Source organism: Micromonospora sp. NPDC049903 (assembly GCF_044460945.1).
In the GTDB taxonomy this organism is placed as follows: Bacteria; Actinomycetota; Actinomycetes; order Mycobacteriales; family Micromonosporaceae; genus Micromonospora.
The window spans coordinates 69,227-82,731 of the sequence record NZ_JBITKL010000006.1 but is presented as its reverse complement, the minus strand read 5'-3'; the positions used below and the strand labels follow the sequence as shown (position 1 = coordinate 82,731).

At 72.6% G+C, this 13,505-nt stretch carries 11 protein-coding genes; 7 read left to right on the top strand and 4 right to left on the bottom strand.

The annotated features are described in order from the left end of the window. Positions 1 to 119: 119 nt before the first annotated feature. Positions 120 to 1,316 (bottom strand): hypothetical protein, encoded by a 1,197-nt coding sequence (locus ACIBO1_RS13005; protein ID WP_396745011.1) that lies wholly within the window; start codon positions 1,314 to 1,316, stop codon positions 120 to 122. A gap of 412 nt (positions 1,317 to 1,728) precedes the next feature. Here ACIBO1_RS13005 and ACIBO1_RS13000 point away from each other — a divergent pair, with 412 nt between their 5' ends. After that, entirely contained in the window at positions 1,729 to 3,639 is a 1,911-nt protein-coding gene (locus tag ACIBO1_RS13000; RefSeq protein ID WP_396745008.1) for a hypothetical protein, read from the top strand. Next, entirely contained in the window at positions 3,597 to 5,441 is a 1,845-nt protein-coding gene (locus ACIBO1_RS12995) for a hypothetical protein (RefSeq protein WP_396745430.1), read from the top strand. The genes ACIBO1_RS13000 and ACIBO1_RS12995 overlap by 43 nt, the downstream gene beginning before the upstream one ends. A gap of 118 nt (positions 5,442 to 5,559) precedes the next feature. Here the strand turns inward: ACIBO1_RS12995 and ACIBO1_RS12990 are convergent, their stop codons facing one another. Both ACIBO1_RS12990 and ACIBO1_RS12985 read right to left on the bottom strand, forming a co-directional pair. Further along, the gene (locus ACIBO1_RS12990; RefSeq protein ID WP_396745006.1) at positions 5,560 to 6,141 is read right to left on the bottom strand and encodes a hypothetical protein; all 582 of its coding nucleotides are present in this window, start codon (positions 6,139 to 6,141) and stop codon (positions 5,560 to 5,562) included. A 141-nt stretch (positions 6,142 to 6,282) separates the two neighbouring features. Further along, complete coding sequence (locus ACIBO1_RS12985; RefSeq protein ID WP_396745003.1) at positions 6,283 to 8,136, bottom strand: hypothetical protein; 1,854 nt, start codon at positions 8,134 to 8,136, stop codon at positions 6,283 to 6,285. Positions 8,137 to 8,215: 79 nt separating this feature from the next. On the opposite strand from ACIBO1_RS12985, the gene ACIBO1_RS12980 reads away from it, so the two are divergent. From ACIBO1_RS12980 to ACIBO1_RS12965, 4 genes are all read left to right on the top strand, one after another. Next, positions 8,216 to 9,517, top strand: a complete 1,302-nt coding sequence (locus ACIBO1_RS12980) for a PQQ-binding-like beta-propeller repeat protein (RefSeq protein ID WP_396745000.1) — start codon at positions 8,216 to 8,218, stop codon at positions 9,515 to 9,517. 79 nt (positions 9,518 to 9,596) lie between these two features. Beyond that, positions 9,597 to 10,265, top strand: coding sequence for a response regulator transcription factor (locus tag ACIBO1_RS12975; RefSeq protein WP_396744997.1), 669 nt, complete (start codon positions 9,597 to 9,599; stop codon positions 10,263 to 10,265). After that, positions 10,262 to 11,461, top strand: a complete 1,200-nt coding sequence (locus ACIBO1_RS12970; protein ID WP_396744994.1) for a sensor histidine kinase — start codon at positions 10,262 to 10,264, stop codon at positions 11,459 to 11,461. Before ACIBO1_RS12975 ends, ACIBO1_RS12970 begins: the two co-directional genes overlap by 4 nt. A 128-nt stretch (positions 11,462 to 11,589) precedes the next feature. Beyond that, positions 11,590 to 11,985, top strand: coding sequence for a VOC family protein (locus ACIBO1_RS12965; RefSeq protein WP_396744991.1), 396 nt, complete (start codon positions 11,590 to 11,592; stop codon positions 11,983 to 11,985). Between the two features lie 4 nt (positions 11,986 to 11,989). On the opposite strand, the gene ACIBO1_RS12960 is transcribed toward ACIBO1_RS12965, so the two are convergent. Beyond that, entirely contained in the window at positions 11,990 to 12,976 is a 987-nt protein-coding gene (locus ACIBO1_RS12960) for a helix-turn-helix transcriptional regulator (RefSeq protein WP_396744988.1), read from the bottom strand. A 92-nt stretch (positions 12,977 to 13,068) separates the two neighbouring features. On the opposite strand from ACIBO1_RS12960, the gene ACIBO1_RS12955 reads away from it, so the two are divergent. After that, on the top strand, positions 13,069 to 13,491 hold the full coding sequence (locus ACIBO1_RS12955; protein ID WP_396744985.1) for a VOC family protein: 423 nt from the start codon (positions 13,069 to 13,071) through the stop codon (positions 13,489 to 13,491). The last annotated feature ends 14 nt before the right edge of the window (positions 13,492 to 13,505 follow it).

The following is a 13,505-nucleotide window of genomic DNA, read 5'->3' as shown; positions in this document are numbered from 1 at the left end:
TGGCCCACTTCACCCCTTTTGTGAGGGCCACAACTCCATGATCGCGTGAGCGCTCGCCGCGTGGGGCTCCGAGGCAGGGTGTTCCGAGGTGGGGGCTGCGGGCAGTGGGGCGCGTGGGGTCAGCGGCGGTGGCCGGCGGAGCGGTAGTGCGTCTTGTCGTCGGCGGCGAGGCTGAAGGTCTCGCTGCGCTCCGGCAGCGGCGCCACCACCAGGCCGGGACGGTCGAGCAGGCGGGTCGTGTCCGGCGGCACCGACAGCGTGGTGTCCTTGGTGGCACGCCAGCTCAGCACGACCAGCGGCTGACCGGGCACCGGCAGCTCGTAGACCTGCAACGGGGTGGTGCGGTCGGCGGGAGAGAGCACCGTCGGGCCGCCGCCCGCCGGTCGATAGACCAGCGCGGTCATCGTGCCGTCGGCGGTGTCCCAGCTGAGCTGCTCCAGCTCCGCCGGTTCACCGCCGTTGAGCGCCAACTCGCCGAGGGTCCGCACGGCGACCTTCGACTTCGGCCAGGACGCCGGCACCGAATCCGGGGTGTCCCGGTCGCCGACCCGCCGGGTGACGCTGCCGAACGGGCCGTCCTCGTCGGCCAGTGCGCAGGTGTCCAGGTCGGCCAGGGCCCGTCGGCCCGCGCCGCTGTCGTCGCGGACCAGCGGATACCGGGGGTTCGCGGTGCCGGTGCCGAGATCCAGCAGCCGGTCGGCGGCGCGTCCCCGGGGCAGCGACTCGGTGGAGCGCAGCGTGGCGGTCACCGGCACGGCCTCGCACTGCGGCACGTCGACCGGGTCGGTCAGGCCGTCGGTGGCCGGAATGGCACGGCCGTTCGGGCCGACCAGCCGCCGGACCCGCTCCGAGGTGAGGTAGCGCCGCCCCTCGGCGGTCTGCACCGGCAGCACGTCGGAGTAGACGAGATAGCCCGGGTCGGTGTACTCGGTGGCCTGGCTGACCTCGTACCCGCCGTCACCGCCGCCGAGCTGGAGCAACCAGGACGCGGCCTGGCCGGGCACGGACGCGGCCACCAGGGCCAGCGGGGCACCGTCGACCTCGCCGGAGAAGAGGATGCCGGAGGAGGGTACGTGCACCCGGTCGTCGATCGGTGAACGCCACTCTCGGACCGCCTCGGTCACCGCGGCGGTGGCCGCCGCGTCCTCGACCAGCGAGCCGCGAGGCGGCCACACCGTCAGCGACCCGTCCATGCTGTCGTAGCCGACCCGGAGGTCCTGCGGCCGACGCTCGGCGACCGGTCCGCAGGCGGTGACGGCGAGCAGCAGACTGGACAGGCCGGTGGCGGTCAAGCCGCGCCAGCGGGCTGGAGCCACCTGTCACGCCCCCGATCACATCGGCCGTCGTTTCGCTGGGCAATAGTACGAGACGCCGGGTCGTCGGCTCGCGCCGCCTCACGCTGCGTCGCCCGGGCGGTACACCGGCCACAGGGGACGCCGCGTCGACTTGGGAGCTATTTCCCCACTCGGGTAGACTCCGCCGACTGTGACGCCTGCTGAGACCCGCGCCGCATCGCCGCCGAAACCCGACGTCGTCGCAGGCTCGCCTTCCGAACCCGTCACGCTGGGTGAGGGTGCGCGCGACTCCGCGCCGACGGTCGACACCACGGACACTTCCATGGGCAACGGAACCTCCACCGCCGACGCGGCACCTCCCGATCCGGCTGCGCCTGCCGACCCCGTGGCACCCGATGTCAGCTCCACTGTGGGGGCCGGCACGACTGCACCGGTGATCGACGACACACCGGTCGTCGACTCCCCGACCGAGTCCGGGACCACGCCGGCGGTCGACGCACCGGCCGACTCCGAGACCACGTCGGAGCCCGACGCGTCGACCGAGGAGGCGGACCCGCCGACGGGTGCCGCAGCGGCGGGCTCGGCGCCGTCGCGGTGGCGGCGCTTCCGCTGGACCCGCCGCCGACAGGACCTCGCCGTCTTCGGTGGATTCCTGCTCACCGCGATCTGGGTGACCAGCCAGATCTGGATGGACCCGGCCGGTCGGGTGGCCTCGCTCTACAGCAGCGACCCGGCACAGGTGCAGTTCTTCCTCGCCCACTCGGTGCGAGTGGTGCTGCACGGGGAGTTCCCGTTCTTTACCGAGCAGTTCAACTACCCGGACGGCGTCAACCTGATGGCCAACACGGCCATCCTGGCGCTGGGCATTCCGATGGTGCCGGTGACCCTGCTGTTCGGGCCCGCCGTGACCTTCGTGGTGCTGGTCACGCTCGCTCTCGCCGGCACCGCCTCGGCCTGGTACTACGTGCTGTCCCGGCACGTGGTCAGCTACCCGCTGGCCGCGATCGTCGGCGGTTGGCTCTGCGGGTTCTCCCCGGCGATGCTGTCGCACGCCAGTTGGCATCCGAACATCATCAGCCAGTTCCTGCTGCCGTTCATCGTGTGGCGGGTCATGGTCATCACCCGATCCACCCGCCCGTACCGGGACGGTGCGCTGCTGGCCCTGCTGGTCACCGTGCAGGCGTTCATCAACGAGGAGATCCTGCTGTTCACCGCGATGGGCTGCGGCATCTTCCTGATCGCGATGGTCGTCCAGCGTCCCGGACTCTGGTCGGCGGCCTGGCGTCCGCTGGGCAAGGCGGTGGCCACCTGCACGGTGATCGCCGGCGCGCTGCTGGCGTACCCGCTCTACATCCAGTTCGCCGGGCCGATGGCGTACCACGGGCTCAGCGACGCGGTCCGCGACTACGGCAACGACATCGCCGCGTACTTCGCCCCGGGCTCCCCGACCATCGGCGGCAACCAGCGGGCCAACGTGAACCTGGCCCCGAACTACTCGGAGGAGAACGCTTTCTTCGGGTGGAGCCTGGCCCTGATCGCGGTCGGGATCGTGCTCTGGCTGCGGCGGGAACTGCTGGTCCGGGCGCTGGCCGCGACCGCCGGGTTCTATGTGATCCTCTCCCTCGGTGAGCGCATCACCTGGTGGGACCGGGAGCTGATGGTCGGCCCGTGGGAGTGGCTGGTCCGGCTGCCGTTGCTCGACGCGGTGGTGCCGACCCGGTTCGGCATGATCGTCAGCGTGGTGGTGGCGATCCTGCTGGCGCTGGCCATCGAGCGCAGCCGCACCCTGGACCTGGACCGGCGGGTGGTGCGTACGCTGACCGTGGCCGGTTTGGTGCTCGCCCTGCTGCCGATCGCCCCGATGCCGCTGCCGATGACCTCCCGGCCGCCGGTGCCCGACTTCATCACCTCGGACCGCTGGCGCGCCTACGTCGGGCCGGACCAGACGCTGGTCCCCATCCCGGTGCCGAGCATGGGCAACACCCACGGGATGCGCTGGGCCGCCTCCACCAACCTCGACTTCAAGATGCCCGGCGGCTACTTCCTGGCCCCGCGCAACGCCACCACCGGTGACCCGGGCCGCTTCAACGGGCGACCCAGCGGCGTCGGGAAGATGCTGGAGGAGGTCGCCACGACCGGCCGTACGCCGGAACTGGACGACCGCCAGCGGCGGCGCTCGCTGGACGAACTGCGGCACTGGAAGGCGGCCGTGCTGGTGCTGCCGCTGCGCCAGCCGCACTCGGAGCCGCTGCGGCAGACCGTCGAGCAGTTGGTCGGCCCGGCCCGGCAGGAGTTGGACGTCTGGGTGTGGGACGTACGGCCGTTGACCGCTCCGCCGGGCTGATGGCCGTCGGCGTGGCCGACCGTACCGCCGAGGTGGCGTCGCGCCGTCGCCGGTGGCTGCCCGCGCGTACCCCGGACGTGGCGGTGCCGGTCGGCTACCTCGCGCTGGCGGCGTGGCTGACCCACCGCCAGTGGGGTCGCCCGGACCGGCTGTTCCACCAGGCCGGTGACCAGATCCTCTTCGAGTGGATGCTGGCCCGCGCGGCCCGTGCCGTGGCCGCGCTGGAGAACCCGCTGTGGAGCGACGCGTTGAACGCGCCCGGCGGGGTGAACCTGATGGCGAACACCTCGGTGCTCGGCCTCGGTGTCCCCCTGGCCCCGGTCACGCTGCTGTTCGGGTCGCAGGCCGCCTTCGGCGTCGCGGTGGTGCTCTGCCTCGCCGGCACCGCCACCGCCTGGTACGCCCTGCTGCGCCGCCGGCTGGTCGACTCCTGGCCGGCCGCCGCCGTCGGTGGGCTGATCTGCGGCTTCGCGCCCGGCATGGTCGCCCAGGCCGGTACGCACCTGCACATGGCCGCCCAGTTCCTGGTGCCGCTGATCCTGGCGCTGGTGTTCCGCCCCGAGCCGGGCGGCCGGGTGTGGCGGCACGGGGTGCTGCTCGGGCTGGTCGTGACCTACCAGGTCTTCCTCGGCGAGGAGGTGCTGCTCTTCGTGGCGCTGGCCGCCGGCGTGCTCGCCGGTGCGTACGCGATCGCCGACCCGTCGGCCGCCCGTCGGCTCGCCCCGTCGACGGCCGGGCGGATCGGGGTCGGCGCGCTGGTGGCGGGAGTGCTGCTGGCGTACCCGCTGTGGTTCCAGTTCTTCGGCCCGGGCCACTATCGGGGGATGCCGTTCCACGCGTTCAGTTACCAGTTGGACGCGGCGTCGTTCACCGGGTTCGCCCGGCAGACGCTGTTCGGCGAGGACCGGCCGCCCGGCCTGCTCGCGCCGAACCCGACCGAGGAGAACTCGTTCTTCGGCGTCGGGCTGCTGGTGCTGGCCGTGGTGGTCACGGTCTGGCTCCGGCGTCGGCCGCTGGTCCGCGCGCTGGCCGCCTGCGGCCTGGTGTTCGCCCTGCTCTCCCTCGGTCCCCGGGTACGCCTCGACGGGCGGGCCACCGACCTGCCCGGCCCGTACCGGCTGATCGCCGAGCTGCCGTTGCTCGACCACGTGGTGCCGGCCCGGTTCGCTCTGGTCTGCGCCCCGGTGCTGGGCGTCCTGGTCGCGCTCGCGGTGAACCTGTGGAACCGGCGCACGGCCGTCGACACCGCGCCCGCCCGAGGCCGGTGGCACCGGCCGCTCCGCCTTGTCGGGCCCGCCGCGTTGGCCGTCGCCCTGCTGCCGCTGATGCCGACCCCGATCCGTACCGTGTCGAGTCGGCCGGTGCCGGCGTTCGTCGCCGACGGCGCCTGGCGGGCGTACGTGCCGGCGGGCCGGACGCTGGTGCCGGTGCCGCCGGTGACCAACGCCGGTCGTAGCCCGGGCATGCTCTGGTCGGCCCGGACGGGCCTGGCCTTCACCGCGCCGGGCGGCTTCTTCATCGGCCCGCACGCCCCGGACGACCCGACGGCCCGGTGGGGTGCCCCGGACCGGCCCACCTCGTTGCTGTTGCGGCGGGTGGCGGACACCGGCGTGGTGCCACCGATCACCGAGACGGAGCGCCGGCAGGCGGTGGTGGACCTGCGGCACTGGCGGGCGGCCGTGGTCGTGCAGGGCGGGCTGCACCACGGCGACCCGGTGCGGCACACCCTGGAGGCCCTGCTCGGCCCGCCTCGGGAGATCGACGGCGCGCTGGTCTGGGATGTCCGTCCGCTGGTCGGTTGAGTCTGCACCGTCGGTGCGACGTCGGGGTTCCGGCTTGGGTGAAAGGTGAAAGGTGGAAGGTGGAAGGTGAAAGGAAGGGTCCCCTGCTAACGCCTCCGGTATAGCAGGGGACCCTTCTTCACACGTCGGCAGCGGCGAGGAACGCCTTCGCGTCGCGTGCGCTGCGCCATGCCGAGACGCCGGCCGCCGTCAGGGTCCCGACGAAGATCGCGGCGAGCAGGACGAAGCCCGGCGCCCACTGGAAGAACGCCTGACCGACCTGCATCAAGGCCAGGCCGGACAGGGGCAGGAGGAATCCCAGGCCGTCGATCATCTGTTCGGCGACCTGCGGCAGCAGCGGTCGGTCCTCGTCACGTGGCAGGGTGTTGCCCCGCACCTGGCGCACCAGGTTACGGCGGCGCGACCAGCTCTCCGCCCAGAGCCGGGAGCCGGCGTTGCGGCGGTAGTACCCGTTGCGGGTCAACCACCAGAAGCCGGCGACTGCGACGGCCACCCCGCCGAGGCTGAGGACGGCACCGACGACCGTTGCCCAGCCGGGCGCCTCGCCACCCCAGAACGTCGCACTGCCGTCGAAGAAGCCGGTGGCGGCGATGCCGCCGCCCACCAGAGCGCCGAGAACTATCACCGCCACCATCACCAGCAGGAAACGACGGCGACCCCGCCGCGCCTGCGATTCGATGATCCTGTCGTCCTGCGTCACCGTGTGCCCCGTCCACTCAGGACGGTCCCTACCCGTATGCCGTCGGCGCACAAACCCGCGGCGTCGTCGGGGCGCTGATGTTAGGAGGGGTCCCCTGCTATGCACGAGGCGTTAGCAGGGGACCCCTCCTTACACACATCCTCAGACTCGGTCGCGGACGTCCCAGAGCCAGACGTCGTCCACCCGCTGCGGCTCACCCAGCAGGCCGGTCAGCAGGTCGCGCAGCACGGCCTCCCGGGGGTGGGCGCCGAGCACCACCACCGAGGCCCGCCAGAAGCGCAGGTCCTCGACCGCCTGCTGGCGGTTCTCGTCGGTCAGCTCTGGCACCTCACCGGCGTCCATGGTGCGGTAGACGAGAGTGCTGGTGGGCCGGTTCGGCGCACCGAAGACGCCCTCGCCGTCCAGGTTGGGGCCGATGAAGTAGCCCGCCGGGATCGGGAACTCGTGCTGGGTCAGGGCGCTCCAGCGCAACGTGGACAGTCCGTGCACATTGCTCGGGAGGGGTACCGGCACCAGCGTCCGGCCCTCCGGCACGTACGGCCGCCAGCCGCCGGAGGTGATGAAGGTCGGCGGCGGGGCGACCTCCTCGGCCGGCAGCGGGGTGGGGATCAACGGCAGCACGGCCAGCGAGATGGCCGCGTACCCGACGCCGCGCTGCCACCGTGGCCGGGAGCGGCTGGTGGCGGGCGTGGGTTCGCCGGAGCGGGGTGCCGGCACCGGCGAGCGGCGGTTGCCGGCCACCGCGTCCCAGGCCAGGGCGAGCAGGACACCGAGCGCGGCGGTGGTGACCAGGGTCAGCCGGGTCGGCATCATCATCTCGACCAGCGGCACGTCCTCCGAGATGTACGACCACGGGCCGGCGATGCCGGTCAGTTCGCCGTTGAACCGGATCTCCGGGCCGAGCGAGGCCACCGAGAAGAGCACCACCAGCACGGCGAGGATGCGGGCCACCAGCGACCGGCGTACCAGCAGTGCCAGCGCCACCACCGTGAACAGCACCATCGGCCAGCCGAACCAACTGTTCTGCTCGGTCATCCCGATGGTCGCCTCCACCGCCTCGTTGCCGGCGATGGTGTCGCGGGGGAAGGTGACGAAGGCGACGACGTCCTCGCCCCAACTGTGGAACACCCCGCCCTGCAGGCCCCGGTAGGACTGCGGGCCGTTGAACTGGAACCAGATCGGGTAGGCGGTGAGCAGCAGGGCGACGCCGCCGCCGAGGCCCAGCCCGGCGCCGAAGGTACCGGCGCGCTCCCGCGCCTGGCGCGGCCGCATGATCGCGTACGCGATCACGATGACCAGGCAGGCCAGCGCGGTGAGCAGCAGCATCTCCTCGTTGATGAAGATCTGGTACGCCACCAGCAGGCCCAGCACCAGCCCGTTGCGCCGCCACCGGCCGGGCTCGCTGAGCCGGAACACCCGCACCACGATCAGCGGCAGCAGGAAGTTGGAGACGAAGTTCGGCTGGCCGTTGGCGTGGTGCACGATGCCGGGGGCGAAGCCGAGGAACGCGCCGCCGACGAAGGCGGCGGCCCGGGAGCGCACCAGGTGCCGGGACAGCATCCAGTACGAGGTGGCGGCGGTGGCTGCCAGCGCACCGCCCAGGTAGAGCGCGTACACCACCTGCGGACCGAGCAGCCAGGTGAGCGGGGCCAGCGGCAGGGTCACCCCGAGTAGCGAGGTGTTGGCCATCATGTTCACCCCGCCCGGGGCGTTCTGCCGCGTACTGAACAGCGGGTTCTCCAGGTGCATCACCGAGTACGCACCGTGCGAGAACAGCCACTCGAACCAACTGTGGTCGGTGGGCAGATGTGACGAGACGCGGTTCTGCACGTCCACCCAGTAGTAGAGGCAGACGACGACGCCGAGCAGGACGTAGGCTCCGATGGCCAACACGTCGGTGCGCGTCGGCCCGCGTCGGCGACGTCTTGTCGCTGACTCCGCCTCGACGGTCTCGGGGACGGGGTTCAACGAGGAATCAATCACCGGCACAGCCACGACGGGCCATCGTACAGGCGGTCGCCGGGGCAGCCGACGGCCGTGAGGGCCGCGTCGGCGCGCCGTAGGAGGGACGACCGTGACGTTGATCGACCTCGGTGACCTCACCGAGCCGACCGACCACCCGCCGCGACGCCGCCGGATCGTCGCCGGCTCGCGCCGCTTCGGGGCCGCGCTGCTCGCGGTGGTCGTGCTGGTGTCGATGGCCGGCGCCGCGCCGCCGACCCGCCGGGTGTACGCGACGGTGCCGGTGCCACTCGGCGCCAACCTGCTCCTCACGGCGGACCAGATCTTCGCCGTCATCCCGGGCACCGAGGTCACCGACGGCCACCCCGAACTGCTCGCCTTCCCCTATCCCGAGAAGGCCACCGGTACGCCGCCGACGCTCACGCCGTCCTGGCGGACCCGACTGTCGCTCGGCCATCGGGTCTTCCGGGTGCAGCCCGTCGCCGACGACGGGGTGCTGGTCTCGATGTCCGCCGAGGAGACCGAGACCAGCCAGAGCGTGCTGCTCGACGCCCGTACCGGTCAGGAACGCTGGCGCCAGCCGGGCGTGGCGATGTTCGACGACCCCCGCCGCGCACTGCTGCGGACCCATCGCGAGAGCACGCCGAACACGTTGCGGATGATCGAGCTGCCGAGCGCCCGCGAGCTGTGGTCCATTCCGCTCTCGGCGTCCAGCGTCGACTACCGGCTGCGCGACGGTGTGGTCGACGCGATCGTGGTGTCCACACTCGACGGCGGCGTGGAGGTGCGCGACCCGGAGACCGGGAAGGTCCGGCACCGCCTGACGCCGCCCGCCGACGACCCGGCCGGTTACCAGTCGGCGTGGGTGGTCGGCGACATGGTGGCGGTGGTCCGGAACTCGAACACCGTCGCCGCCTACACCGTCGACGGGCTGACCCCGCTCTGGCAGACCACCGTGCCGACGGTCTATCACGTCACCGCCTGCGCCGCACTGCTCTGCGCCTTTCCGGCCAGCGGTGGGGTGCAGGTCCTCGACCCGGCCACCGGCGCGTCCCGGTGGGACAACCGGGACATCGCCGATCTCCTGCTGGTGGGGGACCGGCGCGCGCTGGTCCTGTCCGGGTGGGCCGAGGGGACGATGGAGCTGGCCACCTTCGACATGACGACCGGGGCGGTGCTCGTCGACCACGGGTCGTGGGAGCAGGTCCACCGTTACGAGTACGCGCCGCACCTGCTCGCCGTGCGACCGGCGCGCGACGTCGGCCTGGTGCTGGCCCGACTCCAGCCGGACGAGGACCGGGCCCGGCCGATCGACGTCCTGGCCGGGGCGCGTGGCGAATGCCAGGCCCGCTACGACCTCGTGGTCTGCCGTCGGCAGGACGGCGACTTCGGCGCCTGGCGACTGCCGGAGTGACACCCGGCCGGTGGCGGCACGCGGACTTGGCGACCGGCGCTAGGTTGTCGGGTGGTCACCGGCGGAAAAGGGGCGTGACATGCGGGTACTGGTGGTCGAGGACGAGCGCAACCTCGCGGACGCGATCGCGCGCGGCCTGCGCAAACGCGGCATGGCGGTGGATGTCGCGTACGACGGTGACAGCGGGCACGAGATGGCCTTCGTCACCCGGTACGACGTGGTGGTGCTCGACCGTGACCTGCCCGGCATGCACGGTGACCAGATCTGCGCCGAGTTGGCCGGGTCCGGCGCGCTGACCCGGGTGCTGATGCTCACCGCCAGCGGCACGGTCGCCGACCGGGTCGAGGGCCTGCAACTCGGCGCCGACGACTACCTGCCCAAGCCGTTCGCCTTCGACGAGTTGGTGGCCCGGGTGCAGGCGCTCGGCCGGCGGGCCACCCCGGCGGCGCCACCGGTGCTGGAACTGGCCGATCTGGTCGTCGACCCGGCCCGGCGGGTGGCCACCCGGGCCGGGCAGCCGGTGGAGCTGACCAACAAGGAGTTCGGGGTGCTCTGCGAGCTGCTCAAGGCGCGCGGGGCGGTGGTGTCCAGCGAGGAACTGCTGGAGCGGGTGTGGGACGCCAACACCGACCCGTTCACCACCATCGTCCGGGTCACCGTGATGACACTGCGCCGCAAGCTCGGCGATCCGCCGCTGATCGAGACCGTGGTGGGGGCCGGTTACCGCACCGCCGAGGTGCCGGCGTGACGCCCGCCCTGGGGCTCGGGCCGGTCACGCGGCTGCGACCGCGGCCCACCCTGCGGCTGCGGCTCACCCTGCTCAACGGCGTCCTGCTGATCGGCGCCGGGGCGATCCTGCTGTTGCTGGCCTGGCTGCTGGTCCGCGACGCGCTGCGTCCCACCGACGAGCTGCTGCCCGGCACCACCGTGGTGCTGGCCGACGGCAGCACGCTGGAGGCCGGGGCGTGGCAGCAGCAACTGGTCAGCTCGGCCTCCGGCGAACTGCTGGCGAAGGGGCTGGCCGCGCTGCTGGCGGTCGGCGCGGCCGGCGTGGTCGGGGCGTACGCGGTCGCCGGGCGGGCACTGCGGCCGCTGCACCAGGTCACCGCCACCGCACGACGACTCGGCGAGACCACCCTGCACCAGCGGATCGGCTACTCCGGCGCGGACGACGAGGTGGCCGAGCTGGCCGACACCTTCGACGCGATGCTGGACCGGATCGGGGCCGCCTTCGAGTCGCAGAAGCGGTTCGTCGCCAACGCCTCACACGAGTTACGCACGCCGCTGGCGGTGATGCGGACCGAGATTGACGTGACGCTCAGTGACGACGACGCGGACGCGGCCGAGTACCGCCGGATGGCGACCGTGGTCCGCGACGCCTCCGAACGGGCCAACGGACTGGTCGACGCCCTGCTGGTGCTGGCCCGCAGCGAGGCGCAGACGGGTCGGCGGCTCGCCCGGCGTACCGAGTGCGACCTGGCCGCCGGCACACTCAACGCGCTGTCGGCCGTGCGCCGCGAGGTGGAACGGATCAAGCTGGACGTGCGGACCTCGCTCCAGCCGGCGCCGGTGGTCGGCGATCCCGGGCTGCTGGACCGGTTGGCCGGCAACCTGATCGAGAACGCGGTCCGCTACAACCACCTGCACGGGCGGCTCTGGGTGCGGACCGGCTCCGACGGCCAACGGTCGTGGCTGGTGGTGGGGAACACCGGCTTCGAGGTCGACCCGGCCGACGTACCCGGGCTGTTCGAGCCGTTCCGGCGCGGCGGCCGGGAGCGGACCGGCGCCCGTGGGTCCGGCCTCGGCCTCTCCATCGTGCGGGCGGTCTGCGACGCGCACGGCGGCACGGTGACGGCGGTGGCGCAGCCCGGAGGCGGCCTGGAGGTGACGGTCAACCTGCCGGCGGCCGACTCCGCGCCGACCGTGGAGCAGGGCACGCGCTGACCCGGAGCACAGGTCTGGCCGTGCCGGGGTGTGTGTGAGCAGGGGTCCCCTGCTAACGCCTCGTGCATAGCAGGGGACCCCTGCTTACACCGTCGATAATCGCTTGATCCCGGTGAGAGGTTGGGGTCATGACTTCCCGAGTGCGTTGGATCGACGTCGACTGTGCCGACCCGTACACCATGGCGACCTTCTGGGCGGCGGTCACCGGGCTGCGGCCCGACCCGGACGACCGGCCGGGGGACGAGGAGTGCGCGTTGCTGTCCGGCCCGGACATGGCTGGCGGCGGGATGCTCTTCCAGCGGGTGTCCGAGGGCAAGACCGTGAAGAACCGCATCCACCTGGACCTCCAACCGACCGACCGGACCCGGGACGAGGAGGTGGAACGCCTGCTCGGCCTGGGTGCCACGCCGGTCGACGACCGCCGTCGGCCGGACGGCACGGGATGGGTGGTGCTGGCCGACCCGGAGGGCAACGAGTTCTGCGTGGAACGCAGCGTGGCGGAACACTCCCTGACGGACGGGTGACCGCTCACCGCCGCGCCGTCGGGTGCACGTCGTCGTCCGGCGGGGCGCTCGCAGCGGCGTACCGCCGGGCCAGGGACGCGAACGCGGCGCGGAGCTCGGGCGGGCCGACCACCTCGATGTCGACGTCGAACCTGCCGATCGTGGCGGCGAGTCCCGGCCACGACCACGAGCCGAGGGTGAGCCGGCAGCGGTCCGGCCCGAGTTCCTCGACGACCCCGTCGGGCACGAACGGTGCCACGTCGGCGGCGGCCCGGTGCAGGACCACCTCGCCCCGACACGGCCAGTCGCCGGTGCCGTCGGCGCCGCGGAACCGGCCGGCCAGGAACGCGGCCAGGTCGCCGCCGGGCAGCGCCCGTGGTCGGAAGCGCGGACCGGTGGGGGTACGCGGCGTGACCCGGTCGGCGCGGAAGATGCGCCAGTCGTCGCGGTCGAGATCCCAGGCGACGAGATACCACCGTCCACCCCGGGTGGCGAGATGGTGCGGCTCCACCCGGCGGGGCGGTCCGGAGTCGGTCGACTCGGACGGGTAGTCGAAGCGCAGCACCACCTGGCCGTGTACGGCCGCACCGAGCGCGATCAGCACACCGCTGTCGACCGTCGCCGACCGCCCGACAGCGGTGACGGGAAGCGTGTCGACGTGGTGGCGCAGCCGCGTGGGCATGACCTGCCGGACGGTGTGCAGCGCCCGGGCCGCGCCCTCCTCGATCCCGGCACCGGCGGTGGTGGCGATCCGCAGCGCGACGGCGAGGGCGACGGCCTGTTCGTCGTCGAAGAGCAACGGCGGCATGCGCGTCCCGGCGTCGAGCCGGTAACCGCCGTCCGGCCCCTTCACGGCCGCGATCGGGTAGCCGAGTTCGCGCAGGCGGTCGACGTCCCGGCGGACCGTCCGCGCGCTGACCTCCAGCCGCTGGGCCAGCAGGGCCCCGGGCCACTCCCGGCGCGCCTGGAGCAGGGACAGCAACGACAGCAGTCGCGCTGAGGTTCTCGGCATGGTCCTCATCATGCCCCCAGGAAGAGGACAGTTCCTGTCCTCTTCTGCTGGCACCGTGTCTCCGGTCCGACCTACCGAGACAGGAGACGAGCATGTCCGTCACGACCACGACCCACCTCAACTTCCGGGGGGACGCCCGCGCGGCCCTGGAGTTCTACCAGCGCGTCTTCGGCGGCGACCTGACCGTCCTCAGCTACTCCGACGCCGGTGCCGTCTCGGACGAGGCAGCCGCCGACCAGGTGATGTGGGGCCAGGTGCGGGCCGCCGTCGGCTTCCACGTGATGGCCTACGACGTGCCCGCGAACCTCCCCTACGACCGGGGCGAGAACGCCTTCTTCGTCTCGGTGCGCGGCGAGACCGCCGACGAGATCACCGGTTACTGGGACGAACTCGTCGACGGCGCGACCGTCGTGGTGCCACTCGGGCCGGCGGCCTGGGCACCTCGGTACGGGATGCTGCGGGACCGTTTCGGCGTCGTCTGGGTCCTTGACGCCGCCGCCGAGCCCCAGGGGTGACGCGATGGCCGGGC